Genomic DNA, 18,890 nt, shown 5'->3' with positions numbered 1-18,890 from the left:
CGGAACGACGATTCCCAGTATACTAAAGGCGCATTTTTTATTCAAAGTTCAAATTACTTCATTACAGGAATAGCTTCTATTGTAAAGGAGAGTAACCGTCTTAGGGTCAAGATGCCACTTTGTAAAAGGTATGAGGCTCCTGAGATTTATAGAGGCTTTTCTCTTGTCGAAATTGGGGATAATTTCTGGATTCCCCCAAGGGAATAGGATATTATAACTATATAACTTCTAACGGACAAAAAAGTAATCGGAGGGACACAAATGGATTTAAGTACGTGGTTAGGTATAATAAGTATCGTTATCTCGTGTATTGGTTTGTTGGTTACAGTAAATAAAGTAAGTTACAGGAATAGTCATAATAGCAATGTTAATGGTAGTTTTAATAAGACAAAGATCATTGATAAAAGTAAGACTACGTATGAAAATCATAATCATGTTACTGTTACCCCAATAGCCCAGCCCCAACTAATAAATCAAGATGATGACTCAGCTATGAAAATTGCTGGTGGAATTGCAGCATCAGTTGTGTCAGCGATACTGATATTTTATTATGTTAAGTACAGAGCTTTTATTATCGACATATCTTCTATAGTTATGATAGTTGGGGTGTTGACAGCTTTGTTAGTAGTTACTCTGAAAGTTTCTCTTTCAAGAGGGTATAAAGTTTACATACTGCTTGTTTGGATTATCCTGTCTGGGCTTATGATTCTATTGAATCATCCGATATACCCACCAGATCAACTTGATAGTGCATTAAGTAAATTTAGTCAAATTGAAGTGAGTTCTGCACCTAAAACATTATGGGAACTTCATAATAGCAACCCTAATGCATCACTTTTTTTAACGTTTCAAATTGGTGGATTAATAATGATAGTATTCTATTTGGCTACTTACTTTAAATTAATCTATAAGATACTAGCAAGCAAACCTCTTCAACCAATTAAGACTTTGTTTAAAGGTGACATTATGTTTTGGGCTATTATCTTTGTATTCATTAGTGGAGCGGCAGTAGAGTTTATTCGATTCCTACAAAATTTATCTGTTTAAATATATCTAAGTTGCTGACGAGAGATATGTTGAACTGGATTGAGGTGAGGCTCCTGCCGCTTTGCAGGGGTCTTTTTCTTTGCAAAAGAACGGCACGATATTTGTAGTGTATAACGCAAAAAGCCGTTAGATCCTGGCTTAAAGAAGTAGCTGTTCACTTTACCTTAATACAGGCTCAATTCTGCCTCTAAGATTATCGGTATAGGCCAGATTTCCATCCGTAGTAATTACGGCAGCTTCGATATCCTTCATTTTATTAACTCTATGAATAATGGAGACAATATCTAACCCAAATAATTCTGTAGTATATATATCGCAGTCGAGCGAGCGATCCGCAATAATCGTTAAAGAAGCGATATTACTTTCGATTGGATAGCCTGTTCTGCTGTTAAATATATGATGGTAATGACTCCCTTCCTTCTCTAAAATTCTCTCGTATATTCCTGATGTAACGACGGATTGCTCCCGTATACTAACGAGTGCTGCTGCATTTCCTCTAGGTAAAAAGGGATTTTGGATTCCAACCTTCCAGTGACTGGACCCGGTGGGAGAATCGCCATGAACCAGAACATTGCCGCCCATATCGACCATAGCTGATGCAGCTCCGTTTTTCTTGAAAAATGACATCACTTGATCAGCAAAATAACCTTTAGCGATTGCTCCAAGGTCGATTTCCATGCCCTTTTTGATTAAATGAACCGTTTGCTGCTCATCGTCAAGCTGTATATGCTCCGGATTCAAGAGCTCCAGCACTGCTTTAATCTCGGTATCCTCCGGCACATGTGCCTCGCGAAAACCAATTCTCCACAATTTGATCAAAGGCCCTATCGCAATATTTAAAAATGAATCTTTATTCAGGCTGTGTTCTTTGCCTATCTTAATAAGATCATACAGTTCCTTGTCTACTCTAAGCGGATGTGATGCGGCTTCTTTTTTTAGCATGGCAAGCTGCGATTGCTCACTGTTGGCACTAAACACTTGTTCATAATGGACAAGCATATTCACGGCTTCCTCGGCAAGCTTTTCAGCATCTGTCCCCTCGATATAGAGGCATATGTTAGTTCCCATAAGCGGTATCGTTCTCGTAAAAGATTTCATGATAGCCTCCTATATCGCACATTGTTGTCCGTGATTCAGAAAGGTATTAATGAGGTCATGATCCACGCTATTCAGCTTTTTTTCTCCATGATGGGCTATAAAATAATCCAGACTCATCTTCTCTACAGGGATTGGATAGATGTTGTATTCCGAAGGGCACTCCTTGATATGGATGCTTTCAGGCACAAAAGTCAGACCTAAATTATGCTTTGCAAGCTTGAGTACCGTGTAAATTTCATTACTTTCCATAACGATATTAGGCTGTACCTTGTAGACACTGAGCAATTGATCAATTTGTTTTCGGATTGCCGAACCCTTGGACGTTAGAATAAGCTTTTGATTCAAAATGGTGCTGATCTCAATCGTGCCCTCCGGGATGACTGCAACATTTTCTTGATATAATTCGCAGCAACGCGGAATGATGGCCTGGTAACTGTGCCTGCCCCAGTTAAACGAGTTCAAGTTAGGGGAGATACTGCTTGAATTTTGCCCGATCCAGAAGTCCAGCTCATTATTTTGGAGACGTTTCTCATTTTTTTCAGGTAAATCCTCGACAAGATTAATTTTATAAGCAGGATGAAGCTCTAGAAAATCTGGTAAAAAAAGGGGCGTTAAGTACACACCGAGGCTAGGAAGAATGCCGATCCGTAACACTTTATTGTCGATATCCGATACATATGAGATTTCCCTTATAAGCTTCGCGTAGCTATGTTCAAGTGATGTTAGGTATTGATAATATATTTTCCCCTGTTCGGTTAATCGGTACGGAAGTTTGTTGCGAGTGATTAGCTCACAGCCCAACTCAATTTCAATTTTCTTGATAACCTTTGTAAGGTAGGGCTGAGATATGTAAAGGGATTGTGCAGCCCTGCTATAGTTGCTGTGTTTTAATAGGCTGTCAATGTAACACAAGATATCTTGAGATTCTAACTTAGACATGTCCCTCACCTTTTTGTGAAAAAAGTAACAAACTTTGAATTTGAGGTGATTATAACAAATTAGTTATCAAACTGCAATGAATAACTATTAGATCACTTGAGCTTTGATATGTTAGAGTTAGGCCGAAAGATTGAGCCTGACAGTTACGAACATCATCTCGAATGACAGAGAGGGGATTACGATGAATTATTTAGCTATCGTGGGCACGAATTCGGATGTATCTACAAACCGGACGCTACTTCAATTTATGCAAAAGCATTTTGCTAGTGAAGCCCAGATTGACTTGTTTGAAATTAAGGATTTGCCTGCTTTTATTGAAAAAGATGAATTAGAGTATGCTGAAGTTGATATTCCTGTGAAGGTGCAAGACTTATTAGATCAAATCTCTAAAGCGAAAGGTGTCATTATAGCTACTCCTGAGTATGATCATGCGATCCCTGCAGTGTTAAAAAGTGCGCTGGAATGGATCAGTTATACCACTCAAACCTTGAAAGACAAGCCTGTTCTGATTGTAGGTGCCTCACATGGTGCACTCGGTTCTTCCAGGGCACAAGCACATCTTAGACAAATCCTGGATTCGCCTGAGCTTGGTGCGAGAATGATGCCTAGCAGCGAGTTTCTTTTGGGAAAATCACAGAGTGCATTTGATAGCAGTGGTAATCTCATTGACGCTGACAAAGTAGCGGAGCTTGCCGAAATCTTCAATGAGTTTGTTTTGTTTACGGAGATCACTACGGAACTGTTATCAAAACGGACGTTGAAGAAAAAAACGAAAAAATTTTCCTGGCAAGAGTAGGGGGGCTAATCACAATGAAAATCATAGCGATCGTTGGCACAAATGCAAAGAAATCGTATAATCGCAAGCTGCTTCAATTCATACAAAAGCATTTTGAGCCCAGAGCAGCCATTGAAATCCTCGATATTACAGATGTTCCGATGTTTAATCAGTCCGATAACCAAACAAACAGTGCAATTATACAATCGTTTAATGAAAAAATTATCGCAAGTGATGGTGTCATTATTGCGACTCCAGAATATAACCATTCCATCCCTTCATCTCTTAAGAGTCTGCTTGAATGGTTGAGCTTTGAAATCCATCCGCTGGCTGGCAAGCCCGTGATGATCATTGGTGCGTCACAGGGAACACAGGGTTCCTCACGTGCACAGCTACATCTTCGTCAAATTCTGGATGCACCAGGTGTCGAAGCTAATGTGATGCCAGGGTATGAGTTTTTGCTTGGAACTGCACATAAAGCATTTGACGAATCAGGTAACCTGAACAATGAAGGAACGATCGATTTCCTGGAAATCTGTTTCCTGCGGTTCCTACGGTTTGCCAAAATTTCAAATCAGCTCAACGAAGAAGAGGAGTTTACCTATAACCCTGGTGTGTATGAGATCAATGCCATAGGCCATAGTGGCAATCTGCCGATGAAGGTATCCTTTAGTGAAAATCGGATCGAAAGCATCGATATCGATTCGAAGGGGGAAACCGAAGGCATCGCGGATGTCGTTTTTATAAGAATCCCCAATAAAATTATTGAGGGACAGACGCTGAATGTAGATGCTCTCTCAGGTGCTTCTGAAACCAGTAATGCTGTCATCAATGGTGTAGCCAAAGCGGTTAAGCTTGCCGGAGTGAATCCTGACATCCTGAAAAGACGTGCAAAACCTGCTAGCAGCCAGATGAAAGATGACGAAGAATACACTTGTGATGTGGTCGTTGTAGGTGGAGGCGGCGCCGGACTAAGTGCTGCTGCTACAGCTTTACAACAAGGAGCAAGTGCGATTGTTCTTGAGAAATATCCTGCGGTGGGGGGAAATACGATCCGTTCAGGAGGTCCTGTCAATGCTGCAGACCCTGTATGGCAACAGCATTTTCATGAGAATCCAGGGGAAAGACAGACGATTGAGAAATTATTGAGTACGGATGAGAGCCTGATCCACCCGGAATATATAGATGATTTTCATGCTCTGAAAGAAGAGTTTGCAGTCTATCAGGAAAAGTTCGGCAAACAAAAGGCTTATTTATTTGATTCCCCGCTGCTTCACAGAATGCAAACGTATTTTGGGGGCAAACGAACGGACCTGAATGGAAACATGATCTATGGACAATACGATCTGGTCAAAGTTCTTACAGACCATGCCTTGGAAAGTGTGCAATGGCTTGAGGATATCGGTGTTGAATATGATAAGAGTATCGTGTTTGCTCCAGTAGGTGCCCTTTGGCGTCGTGGCCATAAACCTGTCAAAAGTTATGGCTCTGCCTTTATCATTGCACTTAGCAAATATGTAGAAGAGCATTCAGGAAAAATTATTACAGATAGTCCAGTAAAACAATTAATTCTGGAGGATGGAAAAATAACAGGTGTCATCGCAACCGGAGTTAACGGGCAGAAAATTACCATTCATGCTAAAGCGGTTGTTCTTGCTAGTGGTGGTTTTGGTGCAAATACTCAGATGCTCAAGGAATATAACACGTACTGGAGCCATATTGACGATGATATCAAAACAACAAATTCCTATGCGATGACTGGTGATGGAATATCGCTCGGTAAGAGTGCAGGAGCAGCACTGACAGGCATGGGCTTCACTCAAATGATGCCGGTAGCCGATCCGGATACGGGCGAGCTCTTCAGTGGACTGCAAGTACCTCCTGAAAACTTTGTCATTGTTAACAAAAAGGGAGAACGTTTTGTTAATGAATTCTCTGGACGAGATGTTTTAACGAAAGCGGCTATCGAGCAGGGAAGTTTATTTTACCTGATTGCGGATGACGAGATCAAGAAAACGGCAGCGAACACAAGCCAGGAAAAGATAGACCGTCAAGTCGAAGAAGGCACCTTGTTCAGAGCCGATACCATAGAAGAACTGGCAGTGAAAATCAATATGGACCCTGAAGTTCTTAGAAATACGATTGATAAGTATAACTCATATGTGGATGCGGGCTTTGATCCCGAGTTCCATAAGGATACGTTTAGCTTAAAAGTCGAGAAGTCTCCATTCTACGCTACGCCTAGAAAACCGGCGGTTCACCATACAATGGGTGGTATCCGGATCGACACCCAAACTCGCGTTTTGGATGAAAACGGTCAGCCGATTGCACATCTGTATGCCGCTGGAGAAGTTGCAGGAGGTATACATGCAGGCAACCGTTTAGGCGGTAATGCCTTGACTGACATATTTACTTTCGGACGAATCGCAGGTAAGACTGCTGTTGATGAGATGAACGATTAGAATGTAAAATAAGAAATATAGATCACTCCAGGTTTCCCATATGTAAAGAACCCGCTTAACACAAAGATTTCCGAGTGTTTTGCGGGTTTTTTTGATGTGGAAATGGTTTGGTTTTGTGGTCGTGGTCACACGAATGTTCTCAGACCCCAAACCAAGCCCGGTGAAGGGCGTATACGCCTTCTGTAATATCCTCAATACTCAATCCACCAAAACCAATCTGAACCATGGATTGCTCCGCTTGAGCTGGTTGCGCCCAAAAGGGGGATACCGGGTAGACCTGGACACCTTCCTTCTCAGCAGTAGCAATCAGCTTGTGTTCATCCATTCCATTATGTACACGCAACAAAATATGAAGTCCTGCATCCTCACCAATGATGGTAACTTGAGCACCCATCATCTTCTGAATCATTGAAATGAGTGTGAATTGCTTCTGTGAATATACCTTCCTCATCTTGCGAATGTGGGCTTCCCAATGTCCATTACTCATAAACAGCTCTAAGGTGTTCTGCTGAAAATGAGAGACCGTTTGATCATATAATCGGTAGTCTTGTTTACGGTGTAGCTCTACCATGGCCTGTGGTAGAACCATATACGCAATACGTAATGAAGGAAGAAGGCATTTTGAAAATGTCCCCAGGTAAACGGTTCGCTGTTGAGTATCCAGGCTTTGCAGGGAAGGTATCGGTTTGCCGACATATCTGAACTCACTATCATAATCGTCCTCAATAATGATCCCATTCTGATCTGTTGCCCATTTCAGTAATTGCATTCTCTTGGCGAGCGGCATGACCATCCCATAGGGGAACTGATGTGACGGTGTAATGTAGACGATGCGGGAATTGCTTTCGTATAACTTGTGGATATGAAGTCCATCTGCTTCCAGCGGAATAGGGTGAATGTCCAAACCTTTATGTTGAAAAACCGTTCGAACACCGTCATATCCCGGGTCTTCCATCGCTATGCTGCGGTTATCGGATCTTAATAACCCAGATAACACAGCTAGTAAATATTGAATGCCAGCACCAATCACGATCTGATCTGGTGAACAATTCACGCCTCTTGATCCATGCAGGTACTTGGCAATTTCCATTCGAAGTCCTGGCTCTCCAAGAGGATCACCATAAGAAAATAAGGCTTGATGGTTCTGCTGTAAGCTTAGATTGGATAATTTACGCCAAGTAGCAAGTGGAAAATGCTCAGCATCCACATCACCATATCGAAAATCGTACTGAATCGTTGGATGAGCCAGTGCATGATCTTCCGATACTTGTTCACGAACATGATGAGATGAGGGCAATGAATCCAATTGCAGATCCATAACGTATAAGCCACTTCTTGGTCTGCTTAGCACATAGCCTTCTGCCAATAACTGTTGATAGGCCAGATCAACGGTATTACGACTAATATGTAAGTGTGCAGACAGCGAACGAATGGATGGAAGCCGTGTCTGGGCTGGCAACTTTCCGTTCATAATTTCCTTCTTAATATATTGATATAGCTGGGTGTATAAAGGTTCTTCAGACTCTCTCTTCAGCAATAAGGTTAAATCTATCATCTATAACCTCCTATTGGTTTTATCAACTGACCCTATAATATAGTTTATTTTTGTCACTACTTATGGGGTCAATGGACAATTACAATTATAGCACGTCCTGTCTGGTTGGGAACAACACTCAAAGGCGGGGATCACCATTGCTTTAGGAGGAGACTTGAATTGGATAAAAAAACAGACTCCATTGGACAAATGGAGAGAGGTCAACAATCAGCACTGAATGTGGGTGCATTTAATAATCATCCCGGTTTCCGGCGTATGTTTGCCCCTGATCAATTGACAATAGGCCTATTTCTACCGCTTAGATTTTATTCAGGTAACATGGATGTTCTGAAGGGTCAGGCTGACCTGGTGGATATCATCGATCAACAACATTTTGCATCCGTGTGGGTACGTGATGTCCCGCTATTTGATCCTGGATTCCGAGATGCCGGGCAAGTATTCGATCCATTTGTTTATCTTGCCTATCTTGCTGCAAGGACCAAAAACGTATCCTTGGTAACAGGAAGTGCTATTTTCACGCTTCGCCATCCGATTGATTTAGCCAAGGCGGCCGCATCCATTGATGTACTTTCGGGCGGACGACTTGTACTAGGTATTGCATCAGGTGATCGTCCTGCTGAGTTTCCGGCATATGGATTAAATGTGGAGCATCGTGATGTGCGATTCCGGGAGACGGTGGAGTTTTTTCGTGAGCTTATACAGGATAGAACTGGCGCAATTCAATCTTCTCTTGGTCAATTGAAAGGGCTTGAATTGCTCCCGAAACCAGCAGCCGGTGGCATTCCGCTCGTTGTGACAGGCTCAAGCAGGCAGTCTTTAGATTGGATTGCAAACAACAGTGACGGTTGGCTCACGTATCCCGAAGCAACGGCAAACGAATCCGGTCCTCAGATGCTTGGCCATAAGATTAGTGCCTGGCGTAAAAAAATACCTAATGGCATGTTCAAGCCGCATATGACTAACGAATGGATTGATCTGGTGGAAGATGTCAATTATCCTCGAACACCGCTTCGTGGCGGGTACATATTACGTACAGGTCGGGCAGGTTTGATTCAGCTTTTGGAGGAATGGCGAACAGTCGGCGTTAATCATGCTGCACTAGGCATTCATTTTTCGAGTCGGCCACCTGCTGAGGTGATTCAGGAGTTAGCAGAGGAAGTATTACCGCTCTTTCCCACGCATGTGGGTCCGAAGCCGTTGTTTACAGGGTGGTAGAGCATAAAATTATTGCCTGATGACACAGATGGCTTTTCTCCGCATTTCTGTTAACGATCAGAAGAGTATCGATCCGCTGACAGCGATGAGGTCAGGGGTTCGATCTTCTAGGTACGATAACGAAAAAGACGTCATCACGTAATATATTATGGCGTTTTTTTCGTTATGGATTGTTCAGGTAGCGAATGCGTAGCTTAGTCCGCGTGCGTGCATGAAGCTGTAAATCGACTCGATACAGCAGATCAGGGATGATGCCAAAGGCATGACATGTTCTTTATGCAAACGCTTTAATTAAATATGGACAAGGGATGCCGATGGTGATAATATTGTTTCTATAAGAAACTATATTGTTCTTATCAAATATAATATGTTTCTTTATCTATTCCCAATTTGTAGTCCTTCACATTCTATTGGGTATTACAAGGACTTCATTCTTAAGTATACTAATAAACGCCCTGTGCTAAAGGATTTCAACTGTTTGGTGCTTGAGCGTAGCGAGAGGGATGGGAAATATTATGAGTATAATTGAAACAACAATCGAATCTTTTGACAGTACTCGGCTATATTCTAGTAAGAATTTAGTTAGTGATGCGAAGGCAGCCGTAGTCATTGTTCATGGACTATGTGAGCATGCAGGTCGCTACGATTATGTGACGGAACAATTAAATAAACGTGGTTTTAATGTATATCGGTTTGACCATCGTGGTCATGCCAGATCAGAGGGACAGCGTACGTTTTATAAAGAGTTTGATCATCTTATTGAAGATGTTCATGTCATTGTCGAGGCGGCATTGCAAGAGAGCGGCGATCTTCCGCTGTTTGTCATCGGACATAGTATGGGCGGTTTTGCAACCTCGTCCTTTGGAACGAAATATCCAGGCAAGGTCAAAGGCATCGTACTATCCGGAGCTCTCACTCGTTACAATACAAAAGTTGCCGGAGAACTGCCGATGGATCTTCCTGCAGGCACGTATTTCCCGAATGAGTTGGGCAGCGGCGTATGTAGTGATCCCGCAGTTGTATCCGCTTACGCGAATGACCCACTGGTTGAAAAACAGATCTCTGTAGATTTATTTAACAGTCTGGGAAATGGAATAACATGGCTCAAGGAGAACGCCAAGCAGTTTACAGATCCCGTGCTTGTACTGCATGGGGCCAATGATGGACTGGTCAGCGAAAAGGATTCCCGTGACTTTTACGGCGATATCGCTTCAACAGATAAAACACTCAAAATTTATGCTCATCTGATGCATGAGATATTTAATGAACCGACTCGTGATGACGTTATTGAAGAAGCGATTACATGGATTGAAAAACGGATCTGATTTCAGTAGAGTAAGAGAGAGAATCTGAATATGAAAGGGATTACGCATGAAATTAGATTGGATGGGCAACCATCGGGAACTGATTGAGAAAATTATCAAATACGGTAATGCGTACTCAAACACGTATAAGCTGCAGCGAAGTTATGGTACAGACATGATGTTCTCGGCTTCACAGATTCAGACGCTGGAATACATTCTGGAAGCCGAGGACAAGGAAGAGAAGATGTCGGAGATGGCCGCACGCTTGGGCGTAAGCCGCAGTACATTTTCCAAGAACGTGAAGAATCTGACGGAAAAAGGTCTACTCGAAAAATTTCATTTAAGCGGTAACCGCAAAGACATTTACGTCAAACCTTCGGAGAAAGGTCGCGAGGTATATGTGAAGTATACCGAATTTGTAAGGGAACTTTGCTTTGATGAGATTTTCAAGTATGCAGATCAGATTTCAGAGTCAGATAAGCAGAACTTTGTTCGCATCATGGATCTGTTTGCCGACGTGCTCGTCTGGTATGGTGAAAAAGAACAGGAAGCGCGCAAGTTAATCAGAATTGATTCCTCTGAAACATGAACCTTGAAATTAAGGGCACCAGCCCATTCCCTCCGCGAATGTCCGTCATACAGTATAAAGTACTTGATGCAGCAGAGGCTGTAGGACGATTATTCAGCAGGGAGTGGGACGTGTGAAATCATCAACAAAGCTTACAGGACGGGTTATTTACAAGGGTGATCCAGGATATGAATCGGCGCGCAAGAACTGGGACCCGCATACTGACAAATTTCCTAAAGTGTTTGTATTTGCCCAACGGACGAAGGATGTGTCCAACGCTATCCGATGGGCTCGTGAAAACAATGTACCGATCAGGCCGCGGAGTGGGAGACATGCGCTTGAGGTCAATCTTTCACAAGTCAATGGTGGAATTGTCATTGATGTAAGTGATCTGAACTCCATCAAGCTTGATAAAAAAAATGGAACGGTTGTTGTTGGAACAGGAAACCGAGTGGGCAGAATTGCGAATACCCTTGCCAAGCAAGGATTCATAGCTCCTTTTGGTGACAGCCCCACTGTAGGGATTGGTGGAATTACGTTAGGTGGGGGAATTGGGCCTCTTCAGCGTACCATCGGTCTCATCAGTGATAACCTGCTTGAGGTAGAGATGGTGGACGCCAAAGGCAAAGTGATTCGGGCTAATAAAAATCGTAATTCGGATCTCTTTTGGGCCTCGCGGGGAGGAGGCGGTGGTAACTTCGGAGTGTACACCCGCTACAAATTCAAAGTGCGCCGTGCTCCAGCGAAGGCGACTGTATTTAAAATCACCTGGCCATGGGCTCAATTCGAAAAGGTGCTCAAAGTATGGCAGAGGTGGGCTCCTTCTGTTGATACAAGATTGGGCAGCGAGTTGTCCATCGGACCGGAAAAGGGTGGCAATGTCGTCATGGAGGGGCTGTTCCTAGGGTCAAAAACAGAGGCTCTCCGTCTATTACAGCCGATTACGAGTGTCGGCACGCCAACGAGTTCCATTGTTCGTTTGTTACCTTACACGGAAGTTGTAAAGTTCTTATTGCTTCCTGATCCGATCGAGACTCAAAGGTTCAGTAACCAGTTCTCGTCCGGTTTTGGACAAAAGCCATTCCCTGACAAAGCCATTAAATCGATGCGAACATTTTTGGAGAACTTGGAGGAGGGACCAGGTGGATTCTATTTCCTCAACTGGGGCGGAGCGGTAAGTCGCAAATCACCTAGATCAACCGCATTCTTCTGGCGTAAAGAGAAGTTTTACGTGGAATGGAACAGCACGTGGATCAAGCCATCCCATGCCGCCAAAAATATAGCGCTCGTTCGTCAAACCCGCAAGAAATTGCAACCATACATTGTCGGTTCCTATATCAACGTTCCAGACCAAGGAATCAAAAATTCCGGCCCAGTATACTATGGAGCGAACTATCCAAGATTACGGAGAGTTAAAGCCAAGTATGACCCGAAAAATGTGTTCAACAATCCGCAAAGTATCACTCCGGCTCGGATAGTGTAGTCCATGTTCACTTGTTCAATGCCTTTTCAATGAGTGAAAAAACACGCCTTAATTGGCGTGTTTTTTGGTATGTATGTATGTTCGTATAAATGCCAATGAAAAGAACAACATATCCATAATGCATTAAATGTCCACTTCAAATTGTACACCAAATAATTGTGGACCTGAAGTGAACTTATTGTCAAAGGAAACAAAAAAGCCGTACTCGGTCAGTTGACCAAGAACGGCATCTTTACATGCTACATACGCATGGCAGCTTTTCAACTATTAAGCTTTAACTTGTTCTCCAGCAAATACTTCTACGTTCATTGGAGCGGCCATGAATGCTGCTGCTTGTTGAACAAAAGCTTGGAAATGCGCGCTTGTGTTGTGGGAAGCTGTAGCAGCTTCATCTTTCCAAAGCTCGATCATCGTGTATTGTTGTTCGCGTTCTGTGCTTTTCGCCAGATCATAGCTGATGTTGCCTTCTTCTTGACGTGTAGCAGCAATCAGTTCTTTCGCAGCTGCGAGGAATGCTTGCTCTTGGTCCGGTTTAACTTGCAGATGAGCGTGAATGATAATCATAATGTATAACCTCCATATTGTGTTTGTTTGGAATGTGTTAAGAATGTATGCTTATTGACCAGTATAATCGTGACTTACAGGGAAACCGTCTCTGATATTATGCCCAAGTTGTGATTGTTTCTACTGGCAGACGGTAGGAAGGATGACCTTCTTTGGCCGATTTACCGATCGAGATCAACATAACGGGTTGATAACGTTCTTTGTCCATGCCGAATGTTTCAGCGATTTGATCCTTTTCATATCCACCGATTGGATTAGTATCATAGCCATGGGCACGTGCAGCAAGCATCAGTTGCATGGAAGCGAGACCTGCGTCAATCAAGTTCACGTCACGAAGAGCGGAAGCAGGAATGTTGTCATAGTAAGGTTTAACAAACTTCACTTGTTGCTCTGCGATATCTTGAGGCATGAATCCGTGCTCTACAGCTTTGCCGAAGATCTCTTCCAAATACTCGCCATTATTCATGTCGATGAATACGCCAACGACTGCTGCGGAAGTTAACACTTGATTTTGATTGAATTTCGCAAGCGGAGCGAGTTTTTCTTTGCCTTCAGCTGTATCTACAACGAGAAAACGCCAAGGTTGCATATTAACAGAAGAAGGTGCACGGGAAGCTTCTGCCAAAATTTCTGTCATTTCTTCACGACTGATTTTCACCTCAGGATCGTAAAGTTTAACAGAACGGCGGCCATAGGTAATTTCGTTAAAATCATTGGTTTTTTGGAATTTGCTTTGAATTGTACTCATGAATGGATATCTCCTCTATATATGGGTTTAGAAATTGTTGTGCATACGTTCCAGGAAATCGGCGAGTGACTGAACTTCGTCTTCACTGAAATCCTGTAAAATCTGGTTGATAAAATTGGTCTTCTCTGCTTTGTAGCCTTCAATCTGCTTCCGACCGTGGTCCGTCAGACGAACAAAAGTTACCCGATTATCATCGGGATTCTTACGTCTTGTAACCATCAGGTCCGCCTCAAGCTGTTTCAAGTGGCGTGTAATCGCAGCACTATCAATGTTAATGATTTTCTGCAGCATGGATTGGTTAATCTCATCTACCTGATCCAGTTCATGCAGAATTTCAAAGCGAGAGGAACTGATACCTGTACAGCGTTCGAACTTGGGACTGATTTTGTTACCCAACACGTTCAACAGGTTGATGATCTGTTCTTCTTTGGAAACAATACGTGTCATGACTAGACCTCCCGGGTGAATCTGAATCATGAACAACGGCGTATGTTAACCAATGATTAAAGTTGCAGTATACAATGCCATTGCCTAATGATTATTTGGATGCTCTCGATCATTGATGTATCAATATTTGATGTATCAATAATTGATAGCTCAATTAATATATCATGCCTTTTATGATTTTGCAACAGGTTAGAAAATGTTGCTGATTCTAGCGTTATATCCCGCTACGTTACATTGCAATCCGTATATGTTGTCCAAATGGATAAGTTAATATCGATTGTTAATGTTATTGAGAATTGTTATCAATCTATCTATAATTAACTGAAAGGCAAAAAATATGGTTTAATCAGGCGATTACAGAGTTCGATCCAAACAGGGAGGGGACGTCAGCATGGAGGAAAATGATTGGATCAAACGACTGGAGCAACTTTTTTTCTCTGCTGTCCATGTCTGCGATTACACCAGCAATCCGGGAGTTGTCCAGCGCAGGGTCTGGAAGAGGTTCGCGATTTGCAGGGTTATTGCTGGCAAGGGATCTTTGTCTATGGATAACGTTGTACATACGGTGTTTCAAGGCGAGTGGTTTTTGTTGAAACCAGGAATGCAAGTGGAGTTTCAGACGGATAAGGAAGCACCTGTCCGTTATCATATTATTTTATTTTCCTGTGTGGCACTTACCCGGAGTTGGAGTGACTGGCATACCGAGGCGTGTGATTTCCCCGTTACGGGCAAGCTTCATATTCCTTCCAATGCACGTGATACTCAAGAGATGATGGATACTCTGGTGAGTGGAAAATACTCTTTCACTAGTCTGGAAAAGACGCGCAGGAAACATCTTTTACATGAGTTGTTGATTCAGTTAATGATTCACGTGAAAGAAGCAACTCCACCTGAAGTAGGGATGGATCGTGCGCTTGAATATATGACGCATCAGTATATGAAAGATATTCGAATTGAACAAATGGCACGCATGGCAGGGCTTAGTGTGAATCATTTTATAAGAACGTTCAAACGGCAATTCAATATGACTCCGATCGAATATATCCTGAAACAACGTATGGCGAAGGCCAAGCAGCTGTTATTTTCTTCAGACAAAATCAAGGATATTGCGGAGCAAGTGGGCTATAAAGACGAACACTATTTCAGCAGAGTCTTCAAGAAAAACGAAGGTATCGCACCAACGTTGTATATGAAAAATAAAGTAAACCGAATTGCCACCTTGTACTACGGGTTGGACGATTATGTGATAACGCTCGGTTTGAGGCCAGTATCCGCTTTATCCTATGGTCAGAGGGTGGCTCGTCATGTTGCCATACCTGCGCTTCAAGCACACAGTCATCAGGGGCTTATCCTGGATAGCTTCAATCAGAACTATGATGATTTGAGGCGAGTCCAACCGGACCTGATCATTACAAGTGATCGTTTGGAACCAAATGAATCCCTGCATCGTATCGCGCCTACCACCATGCTGGAGCACACCAACCATTTTGGTGAGAGGCTTCTGTATATGGCGGACATTATGGGCCGCACCGAACAGGCTGTACAGTGGATAGAACAACATACTGAACTGAGCCGGGTTCTTCGAGGGCGCATTCAATCGAGGTGGGGGAAACAGAGTGCCATGTTCATCCGGGTGACTTCTCATTTCTACCGAATGTATGGATTGAATAACCAGACAGGGGCCCTGTTGTATGATGATCTGGGATTTTATTTGCCTCGTGATTTTCCGGAACAACAGTGGGCTGTAGAGTGTAAAGTTCGCGATTTACAGTTATACGACGCGGATCATGTGTTTGTAATGGTCGATCCCACAGAAGAGGCACGTGCTCAACTGAGGCAATTGCAGCAATCCAGTGCATGGTTGGCATTAAAGGCTGTTCAAGTAGGCCATGTATATAATGCAGGAGATATTTTCTTCAAAACGCTGGGTCCAACCGGACGCATGTGGGCTATGCGATATGTGGCAGAGCAACTTGGGGTTACCTTACGGTGATATTGTGCAAGAGAAGAGAGTGGAATAATCCATGGTAAGCCTATTCGCTTTTTCCTACTATAGTGATAATGATTATTATTATTAAATAGTAGAGGGGATTTACTACAAATGGTAAGACAGAGAGTAGCAAATATCATACTGTTGGCCATGCTTGTGCTCGTACTGGCGGCATGTGGCAAGACATCGGAATTAAATGAAGCAACGCCTCAGCAACAGGATACACCTGTGGAAGAGAGTGGTACACAAGATATCAAGCATCTTAAAGGAACAGCGGTTGTACCGCAAAAGATAGAGCGTATGGTGGTATTATCTGCTGCCTACATCGATCACATGTTGACGATTGGTGAGAAACCAGCAGGCGTTAATGCAGAAGTTCGTTACGGAGGAGATTATTTGCCTTACCTTGCAGATCAGCTTGCCGGCGTTCCAACGGTAGGGTCGGCAGACAGTCCTAACCTGGAGGCTATCCTTCAGATTGATCCGGATGTCATCGTAATTGAGAGTCGAACTGCGGAGAATACGTATGATCAGTTGGAGAAAATCGCTCCAACGATTGTACTTGGTACTGAATGGCTAGATTATGCTGATGATACAACCTATTGGACACAGGATCTGTTGACCATTGCCGGGATGTACAACAAAGTGGATCTGGCAAAAGAAAAGATAGCCGAGGTAGAGCAGCAGGCGAAGCAACTAAAAGCGAAGATCGAACAACTGGATCAAAAAAAGCTGGCTTATCTGCGTGTAAGAGAGAAGACCTTGCAGATATACGCGGCAAAAGGACATCCAACCAACACACTTTTGTATCATGATCTTGGATTTGTGCCAACGACTGTGACACCTGCCGAACAACGTGAGGACCTGTCCATGGAGAAGATTGCAGATGTGGATGCTGATTTCGTAGTTCTGGAGATTGACCCGAATGCCGATGAGTATTTAAACAACATCAATGCAAGCTCACTCTGGAAGGGAGTACCGGCTGTTGGTGCAGATCAGGTCTATACGACAGACTCGTTCTGGTTGTTTAAGGGCTGGGGAGCGATTGGGCGAAGCGAGATTATCAACGAAGTTGAAGACATGATTCAATAGATGAGACGTTATCCAAGACATGATTATTCAGAGATGTCGGAAGCGTTACAGCAATTTTTTGTGACGACGATCCAAGTGGACTGCGATGATTCCAAGTATCCTTTCCGTGTGAAGGATCTGCTGAATGAAGAGAAACGAAACTTGATATTGCGTGAACAGGCTATGCAGCAAGGGCTTCAACTGGGCGGCAGAGGAAGTGCGGCCGTTGGTACACTTTTTGCCAAACGTTACTCCGTATTTGTTATGTCCGTAATCTCAGCATTCAGTCTATACGATACGATTCTTAGCATTGCAGACGATGATGTGCGGTTTGAATTGAATGGAGCAGGTGGCATGCGGTATGAGACTTTGCTGGAGAGAACCTCTCTGGAGGGTGGAGATCCTGTTCAGCGCAGGTCAGAGAGTGGCTTGCTCAAGAAGAGAATGCTGTTACATCTGGAACCTGTCCTGCGAGCGGTAGCCGTCGCTACAGGAGCGAGCGATAAGGTGATGTGGTCTTTAGTTGCGCATAATGTGCAACAACTGTATGCACGTATGATCAATGATCAAATAATATGGAAGACGGATCAACGGCTTGAACAGATCAAGGAAGATCAAAGCATATGGCTTGACGAACAAAATGAAAATGCATTTACATTTGCCTTAGAGCTGCATCGCTTTGATCACCCCAAGTGGCACGGACCGCCGCTCTTAATACGCCGGTATTGTTGTTTGGCTTATCAGGTTGGGGACGGAAGTCATACACATGGGTATTGTAACAGTTGTCCGAAGCTGGATTCGGAATCCAGATTGAATAATATAATACAGAAGTGAGCTGGCTCTTTTGTACAGCAGCGTCCGAATCTGTTTCAGACGATCGATGTTCTCTTCAAATCTGACGCCAGAAGCTTGGGTGAGACCCTGTCCAAAATCCTTTTTATATAGAAAAGGGGCCGCCGGGTAGGGCAATAATGTGTAGCTGATTCTACGCCGGGTAATTGGGGCAACAGGCACCACGGGAACAAACGGGCTGACGATTACGTTGAACCTGGGCAGTGGTGCTACAAATGGCATTGTGTGGTCTGTGCATGAGATTACCTAAAAACTTCTCAACGGATTGAGCCTATGGACAAATTCGTGAAGTTGTAATAAGTTAGTTTGAAGATATTCGAAATATCTTTTCGAAACTGGACTAACAAGTGAGGTGGATTGCATGATTCCTATTTTGGGACGCATTAACGAATTAAGTCGAAAACAACGCAGCAGCGTCGGTTTGACAAAAGCAGAACAAAGCGAGCAGCAGGAGCTTAGAAAACAATATTTGCAGGCTATTCGAGGTCAGGTACTGACAACCATGCTGGCAGTATCCGTTGTGGACCCACTGGGTCATGATGTGACCCCTGAGAAATTAACCAATGAAAAATTGCAGCGCCGGGAACAGGCCGGCCAATAGCATTCCTTTAATAAGACAGACCAAGGTTACATCTTGGTCTGTCTTTTTTCATTTTCTACAAATCTTCCGTTTAGGAGGAACCGCATCAGGAGGGGAAGGTACCATCCGGTTAGGTATTTCGTGCAAATTAACAAGCATGTTAGATATTTTTAGTTTAGATGACAATAAAGC

18 protein-coding genes are annotated in these 18,890 nt (G+C 43.3%); 12 read left to right on the top strand and 6 right to left on the bottom strand.

The window, feature by feature from the left end; translation table 11 throughout:
- Both D829_RS33905 and D829_RS0113675 read left to right on the top strand, forming a co-directional pair.
- Positions 1-207: hypothetical protein (locus D829_RS33905; RefSeq protein ID WP_026081165.1), on the top strand; the 207-nt coding region annotated here is incomplete at its 5' end.
- 54 nt (positions 208-261) lie between these two features.
- Positions 262-1,047 (top strand): hypothetical protein, encoded by a 786-nt coding sequence (locus tag D829_RS0113675; RefSeq protein ID WP_017689469.1) that lies wholly within the window; start codon positions 262-264, stop codon positions 1,045-1,047.
- Between the two features lie 159 nt (positions 1,048-1,206).
- On the opposite strand, the gene D829_RS0113670 is transcribed toward D829_RS0113675, so the two are convergent.
- Together D829_RS0113670 and D829_RS0113665 are read right to left on the bottom strand one after the other, a co-directional pair.
- The gene (locus tag D829_RS0113670; RefSeq protein WP_017689468.1) at positions 1,207-2,145 is read right to left on the bottom strand and encodes an FAD:protein FMN transferase; all 939 of its coding nucleotides are present in this window, start codon (positions 2,143-2,145) and stop codon (positions 1,207-1,209) included.
- 9 nt (positions 2,146-2,154) lie between these two features.
- Positions 2,155-3,084, bottom strand: a complete 930-nt coding sequence (locus D829_RS0113665) for a LysR family transcriptional regulator (protein ID WP_017689467.1) — start codon at positions 3,082-3,084, stop codon at positions 2,155-2,157.
- A gap of 181 nt (positions 3,085-3,265) precedes the next feature.
- Here D829_RS0113665 and D829_RS0113660 point away from each other — a divergent pair, with 181 nt between their 5' ends.
- Positions 3,266-3,880, top strand: coding sequence for an NADPH-dependent FMN reductase (locus D829_RS0113660; protein ID WP_017689466.1), 615 nt, complete (start codon positions 3,266-3,268; stop codon positions 3,878-3,880).
- Between the two features lie 14 nt (positions 3,881-3,894).
- Positions 3,895-6,321 (top strand): flavocytochrome c, encoded by a 2,427-nt coding sequence (locus D829_RS0113655; protein WP_017689465.1) that lies wholly within the window; start codon positions 3,895-3,897, stop codon positions 6,319-6,321.
- A gap of 139 nt (positions 6,322-6,460) precedes the next feature.
- Here the strand turns inward: D829_RS0113655 and D829_RS0113650 are convergent, their stop codons facing one another.
- Complete coding sequence (locus D829_RS0113650) at positions 6,461-7,876, bottom strand: PLP-dependent aminotransferase family protein (protein WP_017689464.1); 1,416 nt, start codon at positions 7,874-7,876, stop codon at positions 6,461-6,463.
- Between the two features lie 159 nt (positions 7,877-8,035).
- On the opposite strand from D829_RS0113650, the gene D829_RS0113645 reads away from it, so the two are divergent.
- The 4 genes from D829_RS0113645 (at position 8,036) to D829_RS0113625 (ending at position 12,446) form a co-directional block, all read left to right on the top strand.
- Positions 8,036-9,091, top strand: coding sequence for an LLM class oxidoreductase (locus D829_RS0113645; protein ID WP_017689463.1), 1,056 nt, complete (start codon positions 8,036-8,038; stop codon positions 9,089-9,091).
- Positions 9,092-9,606: 515 nt separating this feature from the next.
- Positions 9,607-10,416: an alpha/beta hydrolase gene (locus tag D829_RS0113640; protein WP_017689462.1), complete on the top strand. Its 810-nt coding sequence runs from the start codon at positions 9,607-9,609 to the stop codon at positions 10,414-10,416.
- Positions 10,417-10,462: 46 nt separating this feature from the next.
- Positions 10,463-10,984 carry a MarR family winged helix-turn-helix transcriptional regulator gene (locus tag D829_RS0113635; RefSeq protein ID WP_017689461.1) on the top strand — a complete coding sequence of 174 codons (522 nt, stop codon included), beginning with the start codon at positions 10,463-10,465 and terminating at the stop codon, positions 10,982-10,984.
- A 112-nt stretch (positions 10,985-11,096) separates the two neighbouring features.
- Complete coding sequence (locus D829_RS0113625) at positions 11,097-12,446, top strand: FAD-binding oxidoreductase (RefSeq protein ID WP_017689459.1); 1,350 nt, start codon at positions 11,097-11,099, stop codon at positions 12,444-12,446.
- Between the two features lie 267 nt (positions 12,447-12,713).
- On the opposite strand, the gene D829_RS0113620 is transcribed toward D829_RS0113625, so the two are convergent.
- The 3 genes from D829_RS0113620 to D829_RS0113610 all read right to left on the bottom strand — a co-directional run bounded on the left by D829_RS0113620 (position 12,714) and on the right by D829_RS0113610 (position 14,205).
- Positions 12,714-13,010 (bottom strand): putative quinol monooxygenase, encoded by a 297-nt coding sequence (locus D829_RS0113620; RefSeq protein ID WP_017689458.1) that lies wholly within the window; start codon positions 13,008-13,010, stop codon positions 12,714-12,716.
- 97 nt (positions 13,011-13,107) lie between these two features.
- A complete protein-coding gene (locus tag D829_RS0113615; RefSeq protein ID WP_017689457.1) occupies positions 13,108-13,758 on the bottom strand; it encodes a nitroreductase family protein in 651 nt (216 codons plus the stop codon).
- Between the two features lie 27 nt (positions 13,759-13,785).
- Positions 13,786-14,205 carry a MarR family transcriptional regulator gene (locus D829_RS0113610; RefSeq protein ID WP_017689456.1) on the bottom strand — a complete coding sequence of 140 codons (420 nt, stop codon included), beginning with the start codon at positions 14,203-14,205 and terminating at the stop codon, positions 13,786-13,788.
- A 391-nt stretch (positions 14,206-14,596) separates the two neighbouring features.
- On the opposite strand from D829_RS0113610, the gene D829_RS0113605 reads away from it, so the two are divergent.
- The 4 genes from D829_RS0113605 (at position 14,597) to D829_RS0113590 (ending at position 18,719) form a co-directional block, all read left to right on the top strand.
- A complete protein-coding gene (locus D829_RS0113605; RefSeq protein ID WP_017689455.1) occupies positions 14,597-16,198 on the top strand; it encodes an AraC family transcriptional regulator in 1,602 nt (533 codons plus the stop codon).
- Positions 16,199-16,306: 108 nt separating this feature from the next.
- Positions 16,307-17,287: an ABC transporter substrate-binding protein gene (locus D829_RS0113600; RefSeq protein WP_017689454.1), complete on the top strand. Its 981-nt coding sequence runs from the start codon at positions 16,307-16,309 to the stop codon at positions 17,285-17,287.
- Positions 17,288-18,100 carry a (2Fe-2S)-binding protein gene (locus tag D829_RS0113595; protein ID WP_017689453.1) on the top strand — a complete coding sequence of 271 codons (813 nt, stop codon included), beginning with the start codon at positions 17,288-17,290 and terminating at the stop codon, positions 18,098-18,100.
- A 379-nt stretch (positions 18,101-18,479) separates the two neighbouring features.
- Positions 18,480-18,719: a DUF896 domain-containing protein gene (locus D829_RS0113590; protein WP_017689452.1), complete on the top strand. Its 240-nt coding sequence runs from the start codon at positions 18,480-18,482 to the stop codon at positions 18,717-18,719.
- Positions 18,720-18,890 lie beyond the last annotated feature (171 nt).

This window comes from Paenibacillus sp. PAMC 26794 (assembly GCF_000316035.1).
Classification (GTDB): Bacteria; Bacillota; Bacilli; order Paenibacillales; family Paenibacillaceae; genus Paenibacillus.
Note: the sequence above shows the minus strand (reverse complement) of the source record. Positions and strands in the feature narration are given on the sequence as shown.

What these genes read in the sequence shown, in the direction of transcription:
- D829_RS0113660 (WP_017689466.1), top strand. Translation starts at nt 3,266, where the DNA reads ATGAATTATTTAGCTATCGTGGGCACGAATTCGGATGTATCTACAAAC.
- D829_RS0113595 (WP_017689453.1), top strand. Translation starts at nt 17,288, where the DNA reads ATGAGACGTTATCCAAGACATGATTATTCAGAGATGTCGGAAGCGTTA.
- D829_RS0113670 (WP_017689468.1), bottom strand. Translation starts at nt 2,145, where the DNA reads ATGAAATCTTTTACGAGAACGATACCGCTTATGGGAACTAACATATGC.
- D829_RS0113640 (WP_017689462.1), top strand. Translation starts at nt 9,607, where the DNA reads ATGAGTATAATTGAAACAACAATCGAATCTTTTGACAGTACTCGGCTA.
- D829_RS0113600 (WP_017689454.1), top strand. Translation starts at nt 16,307, where the DNA reads ATGGTAAGACAGAGAGTAGCAAATATCATACTGTTGGCCATGCTTGTG.
- D829_RS0113635 (WP_017689461.1), top strand. Translation starts at nt 10,463, where the DNA reads ATGAAATTAGATTGGATGGGCAACCATCGGGAACTGATTGAGAAAATT.
- D829_RS0113655 (WP_017689465.1), top strand. Translation starts at nt 3,895, where the DNA reads ATGAAAATCATAGCGATCGTTGGCACAAATGCAAAGAAATCGTATAAT.
- D829_RS0113675 (WP_017689469.1), top strand. Translation starts at nt 262, where the DNA reads ATGGATTTAAGTACGTGGTTAGGTATAATAAGTATCGTTATCTCGTGT.
- D829_RS0113665 (WP_017689467.1), bottom strand. Translation starts at nt 3,084, where the DNA reads ATGTCTAAGTTAGAATCTCAAGATATCTTGTGTTACATTGACAGCCTA.
- D829_RS0113610 (WP_017689456.1), bottom strand. Translation starts at nt 14,205, where the DNA reads ATGACACGTATTGTTTCCAAAGAAGAACAGATCATCAACCTGTTGAAC.
- D829_RS0113615 (WP_017689457.1), bottom strand. Translation starts at nt 13,758, where the DNA reads ATGAGTACAATTCAAAGCAAATTCCAAAAAACCAATGATTTTAACGAA.
- D829_RS0113590 (WP_017689452.1), top strand. Translation starts at nt 18,480, where the DNA reads ATGATTCCTATTTTGGGACGCATTAACGAATTAAGTCGAAAACAACGC.
- D829_RS0113620 (WP_017689458.1), bottom strand. Translation starts at nt 13,010, where the DNA reads ATGATTATCATTCACGCTCATCTGCAAGTTAAACCGGACCAAGAGCAA.
- D829_RS0113650 (WP_017689464.1), bottom strand. Translation starts at nt 7,876, where the DNA reads ATGATAGATTTAACCTTATTGCTGAAGAGAGAGTCTGAAGAACCTTTA.
- D829_RS0113605 (WP_017689455.1), top strand. Translation starts at nt 14,597, where the DNA reads ATGGAGGAAAATGATTGGATCAAACGACTGGAGCAACTTTTTTTCTCT.